The following is a 19,720-nucleotide window of genomic DNA, read 5'->3' as shown; positions in this document are numbered from 1 at the left end:
GTTCATCCGGGCCTCCACAGCCGTGATCAGGCCTGTTCCGGTTGGTGCGTCTCCGGCAGCCGCAGCACCGACACCAGTGTCACCACCGCCATGAGCAGCAGGAACGCCGACACCGACAGCGAGGTCCCGGTCGCGCCCAGCAGCGCCGTCATGATGACCGGCGTACCGCCGCTGACCAGGATCGACGCCAGCTGGTATGCCAGCGACGCGCCCGAGTAGCGGACCTCGGGCGCGAACAGCTCACCCAGGTAGGCGGCGATCGGCCCGTAGACCAGCGAGGTCGCGATGCCGCCGACGGTCGTGGCCACGAACATCCACAGCAGCGAGCCCGTGTCGACCAGCAGGAAGTACGGGAACGCCCAGACGAGCATGCCGACCGTGCCCGCGATGATCAGCGGGCGGCGGCCCAGCCGGTCCGACAGCGCACCGGCGTAGAGGATCACCGGGATGCCGACGAGCGAGGACAGCAGGCTCACCATCAGCACGGACTCGCGCGCCAGCCCCAGCGTCGTGGTCGCGTACGACAGCACGCCCGCGATCGAGACGTAGAAGATGGCGTTCGAGGCGAACATCAGGCCGGCGCCGAGCAGGATCTGCCTGCGGTGCGAGCGCAGGGCCTCCTTCAGGGGAGCGTGGACGACGGCGGGACCGGCGGCGCGGCGTTGCTGCAGTTCGCGGAACACCGGGCTGTCCTCGACCTTGAGCTGGATGAACAGCACGACCGGGAACAGCAGGGCGCTCGCGAGGAACGGCACGCGCCAGCCCCACGAGGCGAACGCCTCCTGGCTCATCGTCGTGGTGGCGGCGATGAAGGCGACGTTGCCGAGGAACACGCCGATCGGCACACCGGCCTGCCCGAACGTGCCCGCGAACCCGCGGCGGCGCGGTCCTGCGGACTCGGTGAGCAGCAGGACGACACCGCCCCACTGGCCGCCGACGGCGATGCCCTGCAGGAACCGCAGCACGACGAGCAGCAGGGGAGCGCCGACGCCGATGCTGGCCGAGGTCGGCAGCAGGCCGATCAGGAACGTGGCACCGGCCATCATGGCGAGGCAGATGACCAGCGCCGGCTTGCGGCCGAACCGGTCACCGACGTGCCCGAAGACCAGGCCGCCGATGGGGCGGGCGACGAAGCCCGCCCAGAAGGTGCTGAACGACAGCAGCAGCGCGACCAGCGGCGTCGCTTCCGGGAAGAACAGCTTCGGGAAGACGAGCGCTGCCGCGGTCGCGTAGATGAAGAAGTCGTACCACTCGATGCTGGATCCGGCCAGACCGGCTGCCATGAGCCTGCGCAAGGTCTTCTGTTCCGGGGCGACACTGACCACGGGGGTGCTCCTCACCAGGTGTCCACGAACGGGCGTTTCTTCCCTTGGGGGCGGGAAGCTGAGGGGGCGAGCGCCGTCGCGACCCACCGGCGGGTGTCCGCGGGGTCGATCACGTCGTCGATCTCGAAGACCGACGCGACGTTGAGCGCTTTGCCGTGTTCGTACGCCGCCGCGACCATGTGGTCGTAGCGCGCGGCGCGTTCCTGCGGGTCCTCGATGGCGTCGAGCTCGCGCCTGAACCCGAGCTTCACCGCCCCTTCGAGGCCCATGGGGCCGAACTCACCGGTGGGCCAGGAGACGGCGAACTGGGGGACCTTGAGGCTGCCCGCGGCCATGGCCTGGGCGCCGAGCCCGTAGGCCTTGCGGGTCACGACGAGTCCGAAGGGGACGGACAGGTTCGCGCCCGTGACGACCATGCGGGTGAGGTGCCGGACGGTGGCGGTGCGCTCGGCGTCCGGGCCGACCATGAAGCCGGGGGTGTCGCAGAGGCTCACGACGGCGAGGTCGAACGCGTCGCACAGCTGCAGGAAGCGGGCGGCCTTGTCGGCGGCGTCGGCGTCGATGGCGCCACCGAGGACGTGCGGGTCGTTGGCGATGACGCCGAGCGGACGGCCCTCGACGCGGACGAGCGCGGTGACGACGCCCCTGCCGAAGCCCCTGCGCAGTTCCAGGACGGAGCCGGTGTCGGCGAGGGTGTCGATGATCGGGCGCACGTCGTAGGCGCGCAGGCGGTTCTCCGGGACGGCGTGGCGCAGCAGGCGCTGGTCCGCGCACTCCCACGACGACTGGTGTCCCTGGAAGTACGAGAGGTACTGGCGGGCCACGGCGACGGCTTCTTCTTCGGAGCCGACCACGACGTCGACGACACCGTTGGGCACCTGCACGTCCAACGGCCCGATGTCCTCCGGGCGGAACGTGCCGAGCCCGCCGCCCTCGATCATCGCGGGGCCGCCCATGCCGATGTTCGCGCCCTCGACCGCGATGATCACGTCGCACGTGCCCAGCAGCACCGCGTTGCCGGCGAAGCACCGCCCCGCGACCACGCCCACCAGCGGCACCTGGCCGCTCAGCTGCGCGAACGCGTGGAACGAGCCGCAGTCGAGCCCGCTGACCATGCTGTGGTCGGTGTCGCCGGGCCGCCCGCCACCGCCTTCGGCGAACAGCACCACCGGCAGGTTCTCCTGCCGTGCCAACGCGAAGAGCCGGTCTTTCTTCTGGTGGTTGCGCAGGCCCTGGGTACCGGCGAGCACCGCGTAGTCGTACGACATCGCCACGATCCGCTGCCCGTTCACGACACCGATGCCGGCCACCATGCCGTCGGCGGGCGTGCGTTCGATGAGCTCGGGCAACGACCGGCGCGCGCGTTGGGCGGCGATCGCCAGACCGCCGTACTCGACGAAGTCCGTGCAGAGGTCGGCGATGTTCTCCCGTGCGGTGCGGCCACCGGCCGCGTGCCGCCGTGCCGCGGACTCGGGCCGGTCGAAGGAGTGCCGGTGCAGCACCTCGGCGAGGTCGGGCCGGATCTCCGCCGGGTCAGCCGGTGCGGCGTCCTCAGCGGACTCACCGGCGCCGGAGGCGAGCGGCTGACCGGCGGCGACCGTGTCCCCGACGGCGACCAGCACCTCGCCGGACACGCGCACGACGTGCTGCATCTTCATCGCTTCGAGCACGACGGAGTCCGCCGCCACCGCGACCACGGTCCCCGCCAGCGGGGCCCGCATGCCATCGGCCGGTTCCTCGACGAGGAAGTCGGTCGGCACGCCGACGACGTCGCGGGTCAGCAGCGTCCGCAGGAACTCCAGGTTGGTCGGGACGCCCTCGACCCGGAACTCGCCCAGCGCCCGCCGTGCACGGGTGAGCGCCACGCCCAGGTCCTCGCCGTGCACCACGAGCTTCGCGAGCAGCCCGTCGTAGCGCGTCCCGACCCGGTAGCCGGGGTAGGCGTGCGTGTCGACCCGGATGCCCGGCCCGGACGGCGGCTGGAACACCGACAGCGTCCCGCCGGAGGTCTGGTTCACCCGCAGCTGCACGGCGCTGCCCCGGTCCAGCGGCGTGACGTCGACGTCGCCGCCCTGCGCCAGCAGCAGCTGGGTGCGCACGAGGTCCACTCCGGACACCATCTCGGTCACCGTGTGCTCGACCTGCAGCCGCGGGTTGACCTCCAGGAACGCGAACTCGTCGCCGGAGACCAGGAACTCCACCGTGCCGACGCCGGTGTACCCGGCGGCGGTGGCGATCGCGGCCGCCGCGGAGTGCAGCGCCCGGCGCAGTGCGGGGTCGAGCAGCGGCGCGGGGGCGATCTCGGCGACCTTCTGGTGCCGCAGCTGCAGCGAGCAGTCGCGGTCGCCGAGGACCGCGGTGCCGACCAGCTGCACCTCGATGTGCCGTGCGGAGGGCAGCAACCGTTCGAAGTAGACGTCGTCGTCGCCGAACGCCGCCAGCGCCTCCGCACGGCACGCCTCGATCGCGGCGTCGAGGTCCGCCGGGTCGTGCACCGCCCGCATGCCCTTGCCACCGCCGCCCGCGACGGCCTTCACCATCACCGGGAACTCGCCGGGCACCGCGTCCAGCACCGGGATGCCCAGCGACGCGGCCAGCTCGCGGGCCCGCCGCTTGTCGCCCAGCAGCTCCAGCACCTCCGGTGACGGCCCGACGAACGCGAGGCCGCGGTCCCGGCACGCCCGTGCGAACGCCGCGTTCTCCGACAGGAACCCCCAGCCGGGGTGCACGGCCCGGCAGCCCTCAGCGGCGTCGAGGAGCTGCTCGGCGTCCAGGTAGGGGGCCGGTCCACGCAGCGCGACGGCCCGGTCCGCGAGCGTCACGTGCAGCGACGACGCGTCGTCCTCGGCGTACACCGCCACGGTGCGGATTCCCAGGTCAGCGGCGGCGCGCAGGACGCGCACGGCGACCTCGCCCCGGTTGGCGACCAACAGCACTGCAACCTCCTGAGCGACCGCTTAGTATGTGACGGCGGTCGCATGTTGCCATCTGAGGTCAACAGAAGTCCACACGGAACCGATCGGGGGAATGGGACGTCCACGGAACGGTTCGGCGCGAACGGACGATCCAGCAGGCAGACTCGCCGCACAGGTGCGAAGGGCTTCAGGAGGCCGCAGTGGTGTTCAAGAGGATGATGCGCGCGTTCGGCGTGGGCGGGCCGACTGTCGACACGGTCCTGACCAACCCGAACGTCCGGCCGGGCGAGGTGCTGAGCGGTGAGGTCAGGATCGCCGGTGGCGACCACCCGGCCGAGATCGACCACGTGACGCTGGCGCTGCTCACCCGCGTCGAGGTCGAGAGCGGCGACAACGAGTACAACACCAACATGGAGTTCCACAAGTTCTCCGTGGGCCAGCGCATCCTGGCGCAGCCGCACCAGAACCTGTCGCTGCCGTTCCAGATCCCGGTGCCGGTCGAGTGCCCGCTGAACGTCGTCGGCGGCATGCAGCTCGCGGGCATGCAGCTGGGCCTGCGCACCGAGTTGGAGGTCCGCGGCGCGGTCGACCCCGGCGACCTCGACCCGATCTGGGTGCACCCGCTGCCCTCGCAGGACGTGGTGCTGCAGGCGTTCGGGCAGATGGGCTTCCGCTTCACCAAGGCCGACAACGAGCGCGGCCGCATCCACGGCGTGCCGCAGACGCTGCCGTTCTACCAGGAGATCGAGTTCTACCCGCCGCCGCAGTTCGCGGGCCGCCTCAAGCAGGTCGAGCTGACCTTCGTCACTACCCCGCAGCACCTGCACGTGATCCTGGAGGCCGACAAGCGCGCCGGTCTGCTGCGCGCCGGCGGCGACGCCTACGGCCGGTTCGCCGTCACGCACGAGCAGTCGGTGGGCACCGACTGGACCGCCACCATCACCCAGTGGATGAGCCAGGTCTCCGGCAGCCGCTGGTAACCCGATAGGGCCGAAAGGCCCACCGCACTGCTCCTCGTGCTGCGGATCTCGGCGTCCGAAGGGATGATCGAAGGAGATCCGAACACCATCGAGGAGGAGGCGGTCATGACCATCGGCGGTGTCATCGGCGCGCTCGTCATCGGCCTGGTACTGGGCCTGCTCGGCAAGCTGTTCGCGCCGGGCAAGCAGAACATCCCGGTCTGGCTGACCATCCTGGTCGGCATCGCGGCCGCGTTCATCGGTTCGTGGATCGCGCGGCTGCTGGGCGTGGAGGACACACCCGGCATCGACTGGATCGAGGTGATCGTGCAGATCGTGGTCGCCGCGATCGGCGTGTCGCTCGTGGCCGGGCTGTACGGCCGCAACAGGGTCAGCTAGCGGGCCTGAGCATCCGCAGGACGAGGTCGGCGTACAGCGCGCCGATCTCGTCCGGTGTGCGCCGCCCGCCCGGCTGGTACCACCGCGCGACGTCGATGCACAGCGACAGCACCGCGAGCGTCGCGCCCCGCGGGTCCGGCACGTCGAACACGCCCGCGTCGATGCCGTCGGAGATGAACGACCGCATCCGCCCGTCGATCTGCCTGCGCAGCTCCGCCACCTCCGCGTGGTGTTCCGGGGAGAGCGCGCCCAGCTCGTACTGCACCACGCGTGCCGTCGTGTGGAACTCCGCGTGCCACCCCGCGAACGCCGCGACCGCGTTCTGCAGCCGCTGCACCGGGTCGTCGCCGCGGATGCCCGACAGCAGCGCCAGCGACGTCTCGTGGCCGACCCGCGAGATGTTGAACAGCAGCTCTTCCTTGGACCGGTAGTGGATGTACACCGCGGCCGGCGACATTCCGGCCAGAGCGGCGATGTCCCTGGTGGTCGTGGCGTGGTATCCCTTGTCCGCGAACGCGTGCACGGCGGCGATGAGCATCCTGCGGGCGGCGTCCGGGGTGATCGAGCGCCACGTCTCGTCGAGCAGCGCGAAGCCCTCCAGGCCGGTCGTCGTCATCGGGCGCTCCTCGCGTGTTGACAGGTGATCGATCGTACTGCACGCTAAGCGTGCGCTTAGCGCTAAGCAACCGCTTAGTATGGAGGAGAAGATCGTGCAGCGGACGCTGTTCAACGAGGACCACGTCGCGTTCCGCGAGTCGGCGAAGGAGTTCGTCGACCGCACGATCGCGCCGAACGTCGAGAAGTTCATCGAGCAGCGGGTGATCGACCGCGACGTGTGGCTGGAGGCAGGCCGTCAGGGGCTGCTCGGCCTGGAGATCCCGGAGTCCTACGGCGGCAGCGGCGCGAACGACTACCGCTTCAACGCCGTGTTCGCCGAGGAGCTGTGCCGGGTCAACGCCGCCGTCGCGTCGTCGCTGGGCATCCACGGCGACGTCGTGGCCCCGTACCTGGTCGACCTGTGCACCGAGGAGCAGAAGCAGCGCTGGCTGCCCGGCATGTGCACCGGTGAGCTGAAAACCGGCATCGCGATGACCGAGCCGTCCGGCGGCTCCGACCTCGCCGCGCTGAAGACGAACGCTGTGCGCGACGGTGACGACTGGGTCCTCAACGGCTCCAAGACGTTCATCACCAACGGCTACACCGCCGACCTGATCGTCGTCGCTGCCCGCACCGACCCGGCCAAGGGCGCGCGCGGCATCACGCTGTTCGCCGTCGAGACCGGCATGCCCGGCTTCGAGCGCGGCCGCAAGCTCGACAAGGTCGGCCAGCACCCCTCCGACACCGCGGAGCTGTTCTTCTCCGACGTCCGGCTGCCCGCCGAGAACATGATCGGCGAGGAGGGCCAGGGCTTCATCTACATGATGGAACGCCTGCCGCAGGAGCGCATCGGCGCCGCCATCTCGAACCTCGCGCACGCCCAGGGCATCTTCGACGAGACCCTGGAGTACGTGAAGGAGCGCAAGGCGTTCGGGCAGGCGATCGGCAAGTTCCAGCACAACAAGTTCCTGCTCTCGGAGCTGCGCACCAAGCTCGACGTCACGCAGGCGTTCGTGGACAACCTGACGGTGCAGCACGTGCGCAAGGAGCTGACCGCGGTCGAGGCGGCGCAGGCGAAGTACTGGAGCGCCGACATCGAGAACGAGGTCATCGACGCCTGCGTGCAGCTGCACGGCGGCTACGGCTACATGACCGAGTACCGCGTCGCCCGCGCGTGGATGGACGCCCGCGTCACGAAGATCTGGGCGGGCTCCAACGAGATCATGAAGGAACTCATCGGCCGCGACCTGGGCCTGTAGGGGAGTGCGACATGGCTGAAGCCGTCATCGTTTCCACCGCCCGCTCGCCGATCGGCCGTGCGCGCAAGGGGTCGCTCGCCTCACTGCGGCCCGACGACCTCGCCGCGCAGGTGATCGCCGCGGCGCTGGCGGACGTCCCCGCCACCGAGATCACCGACCTGCACCTCGGGTGCGCCGAGCCGCAGGACGAGCACGGCCAGAACATCGCGCGGCGGGTGGCCGTGCAGCTCGGCCACGACACCCTGCCGGGAACGACGGTCAACCGGTTCTGCGCCTCCTCGGTGCAGACCGCGCGCATGGCGTTCCACGCGATCAAAGCGGGCGAGGGCCACGCGTTCATCTCCGCCGGCGTCGAGTGCGTCTCGCGGTACCTGCACTCCGGCGTGCCGTCGTCCAACCCGCTCTTCGACGAGGCGCAGCAGCGGACCCAGGACACCGCCGCGTCCAACGCCCCGTGGACCGACCCGCGGTCGGACGGCAAGCTGCCCGACTACTACATCGCGATGGGGCAGACCGCGGAGAACGTCGCCACGCAGCTGGGCATCTCCCGGCACGACCAGGACGAGTTCGCGGTCCGGTCGCAGAACCTCGCGGAGAAGGCCATCGCGGACGGGTTCTTCGCCCGCGAGATCACGCCGGTGACGCTGCCGGACGGCACCGTCGTGTCCACTGACGACGGTCCGCGGGCCGGCGTGACCTACGAGGCGGTGTCGGCGCTCAAGCCGTCGTTCCGCCCCGGGGGCACCGTCACCGCGGGCAACTGCTGCCCGCTCAACGACGGCGCCGCCGCGGTCGTGGTCATGAGCGACGTGCGGGCCCGTGAGCTCGGCCTGACCCCGTTGGCACGCATCGTGTCCACCGGTGTGTCCGGGCTTTCGCCGGAGATCATGGGCCTCGGACCGGTGGAAGCGACGCAGCAAGCGCTTGCGCACGCCGGTATGTCCATTTCGGACATCGACCTGGTGGAGATCAACGAGGCGTTCGCCGTGCAGGTGCTAGGCAGCCAGCGCGCACTGGGCATCGACCTCGACAGGCTGAACGTCCACGGCGGCGCCATCGCGCTGGGCCACCCGTTCGGCTCGACCGGCGCCCGGATCATGACCACGCTGATCAACGGCATGCAGGCCCGCGACGCCCAGTTCGGGCTGGAGACGATGTGCGTCGGCGGCGGCCAGGGCATGGCGATCGTCCTGGAACGACTGAGCTGAAGGGTTCTGGCCAAGTGGGCATCCTCGACAAGTTCCGCCTCGACGGGAAGGTCGCGATCGTCACCGGCGCGTCCTCCGGCCTCGGCGTCGCGTTCGCCAAGGGCCTCGCGGAGGCGGGTGCGGACGTCGTCCTCGCGGCCCGTCGTGCGGACCGGCTGAAGGACACGGCCGCGCTGGTCGAGTCGACCGGCCGCCGCGCCCTGGTGGTGCAGGCCGACGTCTCGCAGCCCGACGACTGCCGGGAGGTGGCGCGTGCCGCCGCCGAGTTCGGCCCGGTGCACGTGCTCGTCAACAACGCGGGTGTGGCGTCGGCGGTGCCGGCCTCGCGGGAGACGCCGGAGCAGTTCCTCGGCGTGATCGACGTGAACCTCAACGGCGCCTACTGGATGGCGCAGGCCGCCGCTGCGGTGATGACCGCCGGTGGTTCGATCATCAACATCTCCAGCGTGCTGGGGCTCGTGACCGGCGGCATCCCGCAGGCCGCGTACTCGGCGTCGAAGGCCGGTCTGCTCGGCCTGACGCGCGACCTCGCGCAGCAGTGGACCGGTCGCAAGGGCATCAGGGTCAACGCGATCTGCCCCGGGTTCTTCGCCTCGGAGATGACCGACCAGTACCCGCCGGGCTACCTGGAGAAGATGCGGGCGGCACTGCCCGCGGGGCGCATCGGCGACCCGGAGGAGCTGGCCGCGGCCGTCGTGTTCCTCGCCTCGCCCGCCGGTGGCTACGTGACCGGTGAGACGCTGGTGGTCGACGGTGGAGCGGTCATCGTCTGAGCCCGTGACCACTGCCTGAACGGCCTAGTGCCAAGAGCCCCCTCGACGCGTCTAATCCTCGTCGGGGGCTTTTCGGCATGAGGGGGAGTCGTGCAGGAGCCGGAGTTCAGGGCGGTCGACCCGCGAAGACGTTTCCTGCTGTGGTTCGCGCCGCCGCTCGCGGTGTTCGTCGCCGGGCTGGTGGTGCTGCTGGTCACCGGGCACGTCACCGGGCCGTTCCGGAGCACCACCGTGGTGCGGGTGATGCTCGCGTCCAAGCGGGAGTTCTTCCAGGACGAGCAGGTGAAGCAGATCCTGATGGCGCGCGGCTACCAGGTGCACGTGACCCCGGTCGGGTCGCGCGACCTCGCCGAGAGCCCCGACCTGGACAGCTACCACTTCGTGTTCCCGTCGGGGCACGTGGCGAACGAACGGGTCAAGGCACGCCGGGAGGGCAAGCACGCGGTGCCGTTCCGCCCGTTCTTCACCCCGGTCGTGCTCGCCACCTTCCGCGAGCACGCCGAGGCGCTGAGGCGGGCGGGCGCCGCCGTGGCGCACGACAACAACGCCGCGCCGCTGTTCTACGACCTCGACCTCGACAAGTTCATGGCGCTGTCCGAGCAGAGGTGGAGCGACCTCGGGTTGAGCAACAACAACCTCGTCGTCGCCCAGTCACCGGACCCGTGCAAGGCCTACTCGGGCGCGGCCCTCGTCGGGTTCTACGCGGCCGCGCTGCGCGACGAACCGGTGCAGAGCCTGCGGGAGGCGGAGGAGCTGGGACTGCTGGTCAAACCGCACATCGCCGCGCAGGGCCAGGCCGGTGAGGACATGTCGCCGAAGTTCTTCGTGCCAGAAGGACGCACGCACGCGGTCATCGCGGTGATGTACGAGCACCAGTACATCGCATATCAGTTGCGGCGGGAGCAGCCCGACCGCGACCGCGTGCTGCTCTACCCGACGGCGCAGCACCAGAGCACGCCCGAGCTCATCTCGTTCACGCCCGAGGGCGACCGGATCGGCGAGCTGATGATGAACGACCCTCAGCTGCGCCGCCGTGCCGTCGAGCTCGGGTTCCACCCGCTGGGCTGGAGCGGGGAGACCGACCAGGACTTCGGCCGTGTCATCACCGAGCACGGGCTGCCGCAGCCACCGGTGGGCCAGGCCGGCCGGGTGCCGCTGCCCAAGGCCGAGTTCTTCGAGCGCATGCTCGACGTCGTCGGCGACTGCCGGTGAGGGTCGTCGCCGCGGTGCTGCTGCTCGTGCTGACCGCGTGCACCTCCAGCTCACCGCCGCCGGTGCGGTTGCGGGTGCTGGCGAGCCCTGAGCTCGTCGACCTCGCCCCGGTGCTGGCCGAGCTGAGGCGCGCCACCGGTGTCGAGCTGGCGGTCGAGCACCGCGGCACGGTCGAGGCCAGCCGGTCGCTCGCCGGGTTCGACCTGGCGTGGTTGTCCAGCAACCGGTTCCTGCGGCTGCGCGGCGCCGAGCCAGCGTTGTCGGCGAGCATCATGACCTCCCCGGTGGTGCTGGGCGTGCGGCCGGGCCGGCGGGCCGTGCTGGGGGAGCGGCCGACGTGGGCCGACGTCGCGGACCGGGCGGCGGTGGGGGAGTTCCGCTACGGCATGGCCGACCCGCGGGTGTCCGGTGGCGGGATGGCCGCGCTCATCGGGGTGGCCACCGCGGCCGCGGGCACCGGTGCGGCGCTGCGGCCGGAGGACGTGAGCTGCGACCGCCTGCAGGGGTTCCTCGCCGGGCGGGCGTTCGACGTGCCCGACCCGGTGGCAGAGCTCGTCCGGCGGTCTTCCGACGACACCGTCGACGGCGTCGTCGCGCACGAGTCGGAGCTGCTGGCGCTCAACGCCTCCGGGCGGCTCCCCGAACCGCTGGAGCTCGTGTACCCGCGCGACGGGATCGTGCTGTCGGACTACCCGCTGATGCTGGTCGACCCCGCGCGCCGGACCGCTTACGACCGGGTCGTGGACTGGCTGCGGTCACCGCCCGCGCAGCGGATGATCGCCGAACGCACCTGGCGGCGCCCGGTCGACCCGGCCGCACCGCGCGACCGGCGGCTGACCGCCGACATCGGCACCGCCCTGTACTTCCCGGACCGGCAGGAGGTGCTCGACCGGCTGCTCGTGTTCCACGACCGGGCGGGCGAGGGCCGCCAGGTCGTGTTCGTGCTGGACTACTCGACGTCCATGCGCGGCGAGCGGATCACCGCGCTGCGCGAGGCGTTCGCGTCGCTCACCGGGTTCGACCGCTTCTACGTCGGCGAGACGGTCACGATCGTCCGGTTCGCGGGCACCGTGCTGGAAGAGCGCTCGGTGACCGTGCGCGGGAGGGCTGACCTCGACGCGTTGCTGGCCGTCGTCGCGTCCGATGACCTGCGCGACAACACGGCCATCTGGGGTGCGCTCGACCACGCGCTGCGGCTGGCCCGCGGGGAGACGGCGGTCGTGCTGATGACCGACGGCGAGAACAACGCGGGCCCGTCGGTGGACGAGTTCCTGCGGGTCGGGCGGGGCGAGGTGCCGGTGTACCCCATCCGGTTCGGCGAGGCGGACCGCGCGGAGCTCGACCGCGTGGCGCAGGCCAGTGGTGGCCGGCTCGTGGACGCCGGCACGACGTCGTTGCCGCAGGCGGTGAGGGAGATCCGTGGATGTCGATAGAGGGCTCTGGTGGTCGGTCCTGTGGGGCTGGCTCCTGCTGTGGGGCGTGACGCTGGCCGCGCTCGTCGTGGTCGTCGCGCTGGCCGTGCACTGGATGCGCCGCCGCGACCCGCAGCCGGAGGTGCCAGGCCTGCTGTTCTACGTGCACGGCCAGCGGATGATCAACCTGTGCAAGGTCGGCCGCTACGACGACGCCGTCACCCGGCAGTTCGTCAAGCAGATCACCGTCACCAAGAACGGCAAGCTCCAGGTCGGGCCGAACGAGTTCGGCATCGGCGTGGACGGGTCGGTGGTGGAGCAGAACACCGACACCTACGAGAAACCGGCCACGGAGATCGACGTGATCGGCGTGGTCCTGGCAGGGCTGCGGGCCGCGCACGGCGTCGTGGACGTCGACCTGACCACGCGGACCATCACCGCGGACGAGGCGTGGCGGCGTGGCCGGGCCACCCGGCTCAACGACATCCGCGACTACGTGTCGCTGCACGGCCGGTTCGAGCTCGGCGACGACGCCGGTGACCGGGCGGTGCTGCTCGCTTCCGCGGGCGAGCACCGGGTGCGGGTGGAGTGCGACCGGGCGAGCCTGCGCGACACGCTGCCGCCGGGGCAGTTCAACGCGCGCTGCCTGGGCAAGGTGCAGTCGTGGAACGCCGAGGCCGGCGAGGTCGTCGTGCTGCCCGTCGTCGTGTTCCAGTAGACGGGGCGGGGATGATCGGCACGTGATCGCACTGGACCACGTGCTGGTCGTCGACGTCGAGTCGACCTGCTGGGAGGGCACGCCGCCGCCCGGCGAGGTCTCGGAGATCATCGAGATCGGGATCAGCCCGCTCGAGGTGAGCTCGGGGAAGCGGGGTGAGCGGCGCAGCGTGCTCGTGCGGCCGGTGCTGTCGTCCGTCAGCCCCTTCTGCACCCGGCTCACGACGCTGACCGCGGGGCAGGTCGCGGGCGGTGTCCCGTTCGCCGAGGCGTGTGCGTTGCTGCGCAAGGAGTACCGCTCCGCCGACCGCGTCTGGGCGTCGTACGGCAACTACGACCGCATCATGTTCGAGCGGCAGTGCGCCGCACTGGGGGTGGAGTACCCGTTCGGGCCCCGGCACCTCAACGTCAAGACGTTGTTCGCGCTGGCGCACGCGTTGCCGCGGGAGGTCGGGATGGCCGAGGCGCTGCGGATCGCCGGGCAGCGCCTCGACGGCACGCACCACCGCGGCCACGACGACGCCCACAACATCGCGGGCCTGCTGGCCGGGCTGCTCAGGAGGTGATCACGCCGGCGGGAGTCCACTGTGGATTCGACGGCAACCGTCCAGTGGCTGGTCATTGCCCGGGTTCCCCACGCCCTGGCGGTACGCTCCGGGCGTGACCGTGCCTGAAAGACTGATCGACGCCGCCACCCGCCTGTTCGCGGACAAGGGCTACGAACGGGTCGCCGTGCAGGAGGTCGTGGAACACGCCGGCGTCACCAAGGGCGCCATGTACCACTACTTCGGGTCGAAGGACGACCTGCTGCACGAGATCTACGGGCGGCTGCTGCGCCTGCAGACCGAACACCTGGAGAAGATCGTCTCCGGCGACGGGCCGGTCACCGCGCGGCTGCGCGAGGCCGCGGTCGACGTGATCATCACGAGCATCGAGGACTTCGACGCCGCCAAGGTGTTCTTCCGGTCGATGAACCACCTCTCGGCCGAGAAGCAGAAGGAGGTGCGCGCCGAACGGCGGCGCTACCACGAGCGGTTCCGCGGCCTGGTCGAAGAGGGGCAGCGCGACGGGTCGTTCCGCGCCGACGTGCCGGCCGACGTCGCCACCCACTACTTCTTCGGCTCACTGCACCAGCTGGGCACCTGGTACCGCCCGGACGGGGAGATCCCGGCCGGGCGGCTGGCGGAGCACTACGCGGACCTGCTGATCCACTCGATCACGGCACGATGACGCTGACGATCTCGGCGACGCACGCGGGCTTGTCGCTGCCCTCGATCTCGACGACGACCTTCGTGACGAGCTGCTTGCCCAGTGCGATGTCCGAGACGTCCAGCAGCTCCACCCCGGCCCTCACCCGCGCGCCCACGAGCACGGGCTGCGGGAAGCGGACCTTGTTGCTGCCGTAGTTCACGCCCATCTTGATGTTCTTGACCGTGTAGACGTCGCGCACCAGGTACGGCACCAGCGACAACGTCAGGTAGCCGTGCGCGACCGGGCCGCCGAACGGGCCCTGCGCGGCCTTCTCGACGTCGATGTGGATCCACTGGTGGTCCAGCGTCGCGTCGGCGAACAGGTTGACCTGCTCCTGCGTGACCTCGTGCCACTCGCCGAACCCGAGGTGCTCGCCCTTCGCGGCGACCAGCTCGTCGATGCTCTCGAACGCGCGCATGGGGCTGCCCTCAGTCCTTCGGTCCGCCGGCGACGTAGATGACCTGACCGGACACGAAGCCCGCACCCTCGCTGACGAGGAACGACGCGGTGTGCGCGATGTCCTCCGGCTGCCCGACGCGCGCGACCGGGATCGTCTGCGCGGCACCGTTGACGAGGTCCTCGAACGAGATCTTCATGCGCTCGGCGGTCGCCTTGGTCATCTCGGTGGCGATGAAACCGGGCGCGATCGCGTTGACCGTGACGCCGAACTTGCCGAGCTCGATCGCGAGGGTCTTCGTGAAGCCCTGCAGACCGGCCTTGGCGGCGGAGTAGTTGGCCTGACCGCGGTTGCCCAGCGCGCTCGTGGACGACAGGTTGACGATGCGGCCGAAGCCTTCCTTCGTCTGGAACGCCTGCACGGCCTTGCTCATGAGGAACGCGCCGCGCAGGTGCACGTTCATGACCGTGTCCCAGTCGCTCGCGGACATCTTGAACAGCAGGTTGTCGCGCAGCACACCGGCGTTGTTGACGAGCACGGTCGGCGCGCCGAGCTCCTCGGCCACCTTGGCCACGGCCGCGTTGACCTGCTCCTCGTCGGCCACGTCGACCTTGAGCCCGATGGCGCGCCCACCGCCCGCGACGATCTTGTCGGCGCCTTCGAGCACGCCCTGCTCGTCGAGGTCGAGCAACGCGACGGCCAGGCCGTCCGCGGCGAGGCGCTGCGCGACGGCGGCACCGATGCCACGCGCCGCGCCGGTGACGATGGCAACCCTGTCGGCCACGGGTCCTCCTCCAATTGTGAGCTAAGCAAGCGCTTAGTAACGTACCCATCAGTCCGCTTGACGTCCAGCGTCGTGCGGACGACCATACCGACTGGTCGGAATGTTGCACATCTTCGAGGAGGCAGGTGCCAGTGGAGCTCACCGGCAAGGTCGCGCTCATCACCGGCGGGTCCAACGGCATCGGCGCCGCGTCCGCCCGCCGCCTGGCCGGGCTCGGTGTCCGGGTCGTGGTCGCCGACGTGGACGTCGAGCGGGGCAAGCTCGTCGCCGACGAGGCCGGCGGCGTGTTCGTGCGCTGCGACGTGACGCAGCCCGCCGACTCGACCGAGGCCGTCGCGGTCGCGGTGCGCGAGTTCGGCGGCCTGGACATCGCGTTCCTGAACGCCGGCATCGGCACCGGCTGCTCACTGGGCGACGACTTCGACGCCGACGTGTACCGGCGCGCGATGGCCATCAACCTCGACGGCGTCGTCTACGGCGCACACGCCGCGTTGCCCCACGTGCGCGCGTCGGGCGGCCAGATCATCGCCACCGCGTCGATGGCCGGCCTCATGCCGATGCCCGGCGACCCGGTCTACGGCGCGAACAAGGCCGCCGTGGTCGGTCTGGTCCGTTCCCTGGCCGGCGCGTACCCCGACATCCGCGTGAACGCCCTCTGCCCGGCGTTCGCCGACACCGACATCATCACGCCGCTGCGTTCGACGTTGCAGGACATCGGCATGCCGATCCTGCCCGTGTCGGCCGTCGTGGACACCTTCATGTCCATTGTGGAGGGCTCTGGCACCGGCGAGGCGTGGTTCGTGCAGTCCGGCCGGCCCTCCGAGCCGTTCGGCTTCCGCAACCCGCCCGGCCCGCGCAACCCCGACGGCTCGCGCATCGACGCCGCCCGCAAGGACCCCGTTTCGATCGCGCTCGAGGAGAACTGACGTGCGTGCCATCCAGATCACCGAGTTCGGCGGCCCCGAGGTGCTCCAGCAGGTGGAGCTGCCCGACCCCGTACCGGCCGAGGGCGAGGTGCTGATCAACGTCAGCCGCGCCGGCCTCAACTACGCCGACACGCACCAGGCGGAGAACTCCTACCTGGCGAAGATGACCCTGCCCCTGGTCCCCGGCGGCGAGGTCGTCGGGTCTACTGAGGACGGACGCAGGGTCGTGGCCCTGACGAAGAACTCCGGCGGCTACGCCGAGAAGGCCGTGGCCCCCGCGCTGACGACGTTCGACGTGCCCGACGGCGTCGACGACCTGACCGCACTCTCGCTGATCGTGCAGGGCGCCACCGCCTGGCTGCTGCTGCGCAAGTCCACGCACCAGGAACCCGGCGAGACCGTCGTCGTCCACGCCGCCGCGGGCGGCGTCGGCACCATCGCCGTGCAGCTGGCGAAACTCTGGGGCGCCGGCCGCGTCATCGCCACCGCGTCGTCCGACGACAAGCGCAAACTGGCCCTCGACCTCGGCGCCGACGTGGCAGTCGACTCCCGCGCGGAAGACATGACGGCCGCCCTGATCGAGGCGAACAACGGACGCCGCGTCGACGTCGTCCTGGACATGACCGGCGGTGCGACCACCGACCAGTCGCTGGCCGCGCTGGCCCCGTTCGGCCGCCTCGCGTTCTACGGCATGGCCTCACGCGAAAGGCCGAAGCCAGTCGACCTCGGCGCCCTGCTCGTGCACTCCACGACCGTCGCGGGCATGTGGCTGCCCCACGCCCTGAAGGTCCGCGACGCCGACCACGGCACCCTCGCCCACCGCGCGATGGCCGAGCTGTTCCAGCTCGTGGTCGACGGCAAGCTGAAGGCGATCCCGGGCGGCGAGTACGGGATGGGCGAGATCCGGCAGGCCCACGAGGACCTGCGGTCCCGCCGGACGGCGGGCAAGCTGCTGCTGGACCCGTCGCGGTAGCGCCGGCTGAGGGTGAGGGGGTGGTTCGCTGCGGCGGGCTGCCCCTTTACTTTTCGCGGCTCGCGGCTCGCGGCTCGCGGCTCGCGGCTCGCGGCTCGCGGCGCGGCGCGGCGCGGCGCGGTTCGGTCCGGCGCGGCCCCAGGCCTCGGGGCCTCGGCTTGGCTGGCCCGATGTGGCTCAGGCCCGGCACGGCCCTGGCCAACCCCGGCCCGCGTCACCCGCCCTGCGCGGCCTCGCCTCCGTCCAGCACGGCCCGGCTCGGCTCCGCGTGGCTCTCCTCGGCCAGGGCGCACCTCCGCGGTACCGCGGACGTGTCACCCAGGGCCGGCCGCCGCACCTCCTCATTCCGGGGCGCGCGAGCCCATGAGATCCGGACGTGAACAAGACGAGCCCAGGCGCAGATCCGGACAAGCTTCACCCGTCCGAGTGACGTGTCTCGCGCTGGCCGGTACCGGACTCGAACCAGTAACCCTGCGATTAACAGTCACATGCGGAACGCCGAAGGGGCGGCCCGCCACACGCGGACCGCCCCCAGGGCCGTACTGCGGAACAACGACGCGCTGTTACTCCGACAGCTCCGCCAGCTGCGCCTTCACCCTGGCGAGCTCGGCTTCGAGCTCCTCCATGCGGGTGCGGTGCTGGTCGCGGGCCGCCTCGAGCACCGACTCGATGCCCTCCGCGATGTCCTCGTGCAGTTCCTTGGCGGCCTTCGCCACGGCGATGGCGGGGATGACGAGGCCCGACACCACGCGCTGCGTGCCGTGGACCAGGTCGGCCTGCCATTCGCCTTCGGCGGTGCCGGTGACCGTGAGCGTGAGCTCGACGGTGCGGGTCTTCTTCGCCGTGCTCTTGGTGCGGGCGGCCGCCTTGGGCTTCTCGGCCTTGGGAGCCGCCTCGACGGGCTTCGCGGCCTCGACCGGCTTGGCAGCGTCGGCCGACTTGGCAGCGTCGACCGCAGGGTCGGCCGCGGCATCAACCACAGCAGCTGCAGCGTCAGCCGCAGCGGGCTTCACGGCGCCGACCGGCCCGGCGGCGGGCGCCGGGGTGCCCTCCACCACGGTCTTCTCGACTGCCTGCACCTCGGTGAGCGTGTCCGACACGATCAGGTTTCCTCTCTGCGCAACGACGTGACCCCGCGCACAATCGTAGAACACGTGTTCGATCGAGCAGGAATGGGGTCAGCGCAGAGCCTAGTCACCAGGGTGGGAGCTGCACGCGCCACTGCCGTTCCACGTCGACGACACCGCGCACCGCGAGCAGTGTGGGGATCGCGCGGATCTCGGCGGTACCGGTGACGACGCCCAGCGCCTCCAGGACGGTGTCGACGACCAGGCCGGCCTCCCGCAGGTCGTCGAGCACCTGCGGGAGGGAGCCCTCGGTCACGGAGACCATCACCTGGTCCACCGAACCGGTCATGGCGCCTGGACGAGTCCGGTGCCGATGTCGGTCGACGGCAGGGGCAGGCGCAGGGCGGTGCCGGCCAGGCGGGCCCAGAGCTCGTAGCCGCGTGCGCCGGTGCGTTCGGCGACCAGGGCCGCCACGCCGGAGACGTGCGGGGTCGCCATGGACGTGCCGCGCAGGCGGCGGTACTTCTCGGGCAGCTTGAACGACGAGTGCACGTCCACGCCGGGGGCGCACACGTCGACCTGGCCGATCTTGTCCGCCGAGCCCGAGGAGAACGACGCGATCGCGCGGTTCACGTCGATCGCCGCCACCGCGATGATGGACGGGCAGCGCGCCGGGTGACCGACCGGTGCGACCCGGCCGGGGCGCGTGGAGGCGTTGCCGGCCGCGGCGATGATCAGCGTGCCCTTCGCGAGCGCGCGCTGGGCGACCGTCTCGTAGATCTGCGAGTACGGGGTGCCCGCGGGGACGTCCGCGCCCAATGACATCGAGATGACCGCGCAGCCGTTGGCCACGGCCCAGTCGATGCCCGCGAGGATGCCGCCGTCGGAGCCGGAGCCCGCGTTCGACAGGACCTTGCCCGCGAAGACCTCCGCCTCGAACGCCACGCCGTAGCCGGGCGGGGTCGCCGGCTTGCGCGGGCCCGCGGCGGTGCCGATGCAGTGCGTGCCGTGGCCGTGCCCGTCCTGCACGTCCTCGCCGGTGATGAACGACTTCGTGGTGATGGTCCGGCCGGTGAAGTCCGGGTGGTTCTGCTCCCAGCCGGTGTCGAGCACGGCGATCTTGACGCCCTTGCCGGTCGCCGTGCTGACGTCCGCGCCCACCGCCTGCAGGCCCCAGGTCAGCACCGACTCGTCCGCCGCCGGTTCCGGCTCGTCGTCGGGCACTGGTGCGGCGAACACGTGCACGACGCGTTCCGGTTCGACGACCTGCACCGGGCCGGGGCCCTCGGCGGCGCCGTTCAGCTCGGCCAGCAGGGCCGGGTCCGCGGTCACCACGGCCACGCCCAGCTCCGGGAACACCTGCACGGTGTCCGGGTCCAGGTCTCCGCTGTTCGGGTCGAACCCGGCGATCGCGCCGAGCTCGGCCACCCCCTCGTCGACGGCGTCCTCCCGCAGCAGCACCAGGAATCGGCCCGTCGTCTCCACTTCCGCTGGTTCGGTCATGATGATCGCCCCTACTCTCCTGTAGCCCTATTAGAGAGAGTCG

20 protein-coding genes and 1 tRNA gene are annotated in these 19,720 nt (G+C 71.0%); 12 read left to right on the top strand and 9 right to left on the bottom strand.

What is annotated here, in order from left to right; translation table 11 throughout:
- Positions 1-26: 26 nt before the first annotated feature.
- Both AB0A63_RS34945 and AB0A63_RS34940 read right to left on the bottom strand, forming a co-directional pair.
- Positions 27-1,325, bottom strand: a complete 1,299-nt coding sequence (locus AB0A63_RS34945; protein ID WP_360398991.1) for an MFS transporter — start codon at positions 1,323-1,325, stop codon at positions 27-29.
- Positions 1,326-1,336: 11 nt separating this feature from the next.
- Complete coding sequence (locus AB0A63_RS34940; protein ID WP_360398988.1) at positions 1,337-4,261, bottom strand: carboxyl transferase domain-containing protein; 2,925 nt, start codon at positions 4,259-4,261, stop codon at positions 1,337-1,339.
- Between the two features lie 179 nt (positions 4,262-4,440).
- On the opposite strand from AB0A63_RS34940, the gene AB0A63_RS34935 reads away from it, so the two are divergent.
- Together AB0A63_RS34935 and AB0A63_RS34930 are read left to right on the top strand one after the other, a co-directional pair.
- Entirely contained in the window at positions 4,441-5,220 is a 780-nt protein-coding gene (locus tag AB0A63_RS34935) for a sporulation protein (protein ID WP_360398985.1), read from the top strand.
- Positions 5,221-5,325: 105 nt separating this feature from the next.
- Positions 5,326-5,598: a GlsB/YeaQ/YmgE family stress response membrane protein gene (locus tag AB0A63_RS34930; RefSeq protein ID WP_360399276.1), complete on the top strand. Its 273-nt coding sequence runs from the start codon at positions 5,326-5,328 to the stop codon at positions 5,596-5,598.
- Here AB0A63_RS34930 and AB0A63_RS34925 read toward each other — a convergent pair.
- Entirely contained in the window at positions 5,591-6,214 is a 624-nt protein-coding gene (locus AB0A63_RS34925; RefSeq protein ID WP_360398982.1) for a TetR/AcrR family transcriptional regulator, read from the bottom strand. The two genes, AB0A63_RS34930 and AB0A63_RS34925, sit on opposite strands and share 8 nt — an antisense overlap.
- 94 nt (positions 6,215-6,308) lie before the next feature.
- On the opposite strand from AB0A63_RS34925, the gene AB0A63_RS34920 reads away from it, so the two are divergent.
- The 8 genes from AB0A63_RS34920 to AB0A63_RS34885 all read left to right on the top strand — a co-directional run bounded on the left by AB0A63_RS34920 (position 6,309) and on the right by AB0A63_RS34885 (position 14,006).
- On the top strand, positions 6,309-7,454 hold the full coding sequence (locus AB0A63_RS34920) for an acyl-CoA dehydrogenase family protein (RefSeq protein WP_360399273.1): 1,146 nt from the start codon (positions 6,309-6,311) through the stop codon (positions 7,452-7,454).
- 11 nt (positions 7,455-7,465) lie between these two features.
- Positions 7,466-8,662 carry an acetyl-CoA C-acetyltransferase gene (locus AB0A63_RS34915; RefSeq protein WP_360398979.1) on the top strand — a complete coding sequence of 399 codons (1,197 nt, stop codon included), beginning with the start codon at positions 7,466-7,468 and terminating at the stop codon, positions 8,660-8,662.
- 14 nt (positions 8,663-8,676) lie between these two features.
- A complete protein-coding gene (locus AB0A63_RS34910) occupies positions 8,677-9,435 on the top strand; it encodes a glucose 1-dehydrogenase (protein ID WP_360398976.1) in 759 nt (252 codons plus the stop codon).
- A gap of 90 nt (positions 9,436-9,525) precedes the next feature.
- Positions 9,526-10,647, top strand: a complete 1,122-nt coding sequence (locus AB0A63_RS34905) for a hypothetical protein (RefSeq protein ID WP_360398973.1) — start codon at positions 9,526-9,528, stop codon at positions 10,645-10,647.
- Positions 10,644-12,080, top strand: a complete 1,437-nt coding sequence (locus AB0A63_RS34900) for a substrate-binding domain-containing protein (RefSeq protein WP_360398970.1) — start codon at positions 10,644-10,646, stop codon at positions 12,078-12,080. The genes AB0A63_RS34905 and AB0A63_RS34900 overlap by 4 nt, the downstream gene beginning before the upstream one ends.
- Entirely contained in the window at positions 12,067-12,777 is a 711-nt protein-coding gene (locus AB0A63_RS34895; RefSeq protein ID WP_360398967.1) for a hypothetical protein, read from the top strand. The genes AB0A63_RS34900 and AB0A63_RS34895 overlap by 14 nt, the downstream gene beginning before the upstream one ends.
- 22 nt (positions 12,778-12,799) lie before the next feature.
- Positions 12,800-13,342 (top strand): 3'-5' exonuclease, encoded by a 543-nt coding sequence (locus AB0A63_RS34890; protein WP_360398964.1) that lies wholly within the window; start codon positions 12,800-12,802, stop codon positions 13,340-13,342.
- 94 nt (positions 13,343-13,436) lie between these two features.
- Positions 13,437-14,006, top strand: coding sequence for a TetR/AcrR family transcriptional regulator (locus tag AB0A63_RS34885; protein ID WP_360398961.1), 570 nt, complete (start codon positions 13,437-13,439; stop codon positions 14,004-14,006).
- Here AB0A63_RS34885 and AB0A63_RS34880 read toward each other — a convergent pair.
- Positions 13,993-14,445, bottom strand: a complete 453-nt coding sequence (locus tag AB0A63_RS34880) for a MaoC family dehydratase (protein ID WP_360398958.1) — start codon at positions 14,443-14,445, stop codon at positions 13,993-13,995. The genes AB0A63_RS34885 and AB0A63_RS34880 overlap by 14 nt on opposite strands.
- Positions 14,446-14,455: 10 nt before the next feature.
- Positions 14,456-15,208 (bottom strand): SDR family oxidoreductase, encoded by a 753-nt coding sequence (locus AB0A63_RS34875; protein ID WP_360398955.1) that lies wholly within the window; start codon positions 15,206-15,208, stop codon positions 14,456-14,458.
- A gap of 125 nt (positions 15,209-15,333) precedes the next feature.
- Here AB0A63_RS34875 and AB0A63_RS34870 point away from each other — a divergent pair, with 125 nt between their 5' ends.
- Both AB0A63_RS34870 and AB0A63_RS34865 read left to right on the top strand, forming a co-directional pair.
- Complete coding sequence (locus AB0A63_RS34870) at positions 15,334-16,134, top strand: SDR family NAD(P)-dependent oxidoreductase (RefSeq protein ID WP_360398952.1); 801 nt, start codon at positions 15,334-15,336, stop codon at positions 16,132-16,134.
- 1 nt (position 16,135) lies between these two features.
- Entirely contained in the window at positions 16,136-17,107 is a 972-nt protein-coding gene (locus tag AB0A63_RS34865) for a zinc-binding dehydrogenase (protein WP_360398949.1), read from the top strand.
- 442 nt (positions 17,108-17,549) lie between these two features.
- Here AB0A63_RS34865 and AB0A63_RS34860 read toward each other — a convergent pair.
- The 4 genes from AB0A63_RS34860 to AB0A63_RS34845 all read right to left on the bottom strand — a co-directional run bounded on the left by AB0A63_RS34860 (position 17,550) and on the right by AB0A63_RS34845 (position 19,677).
- A tRNA-Asn gene (locus AB0A63_RS34860) sits at positions 17,550-17,638 on the bottom strand.
- Between the two features lie 32 nt (positions 17,639-17,670).
- Positions 17,671-18,207, bottom strand: coding sequence for a DUF6319 family protein (locus tag AB0A63_RS34855; protein WP_360398946.1), 537 nt, complete (start codon positions 18,205-18,207; stop codon positions 17,671-17,673).
- A gap of 94 nt (positions 18,208-18,301) precedes the next feature.
- Positions 18,302-18,523: a hypothetical protein gene (locus AB0A63_RS34850; RefSeq protein WP_360398943.1), complete on the bottom strand. Its 222-nt coding sequence runs from the start codon at positions 18,521-18,523 to the stop codon at positions 18,302-18,304.
- Positions 18,520-19,677: a S8 family serine peptidase gene (locus tag AB0A63_RS34845; RefSeq protein ID WP_360398940.1), complete on the bottom strand. Its 1,158-nt coding sequence runs from the start codon at positions 19,675-19,677 to the stop codon at positions 18,520-18,522. Before AB0A63_RS34845 ends, AB0A63_RS34850 begins: the two co-directional genes overlap by 4 nt.
- Between the last annotated feature and the right edge of the window lie 43 nt (positions 19,678-19,720).

This window comes from Lentzea sp. NPDC042327, assembly GCF_040647275.1.
Lineage (GTDB): Bacteria > Actinomycetota > Actinomycetes > Mycobacteriales > Pseudonocardiaceae > Lentzea.
The sequence above is the reverse complement of the archived record's forward strand: the minus strand, read 5'-3'. Positions and strand labels throughout refer to the sequence as shown.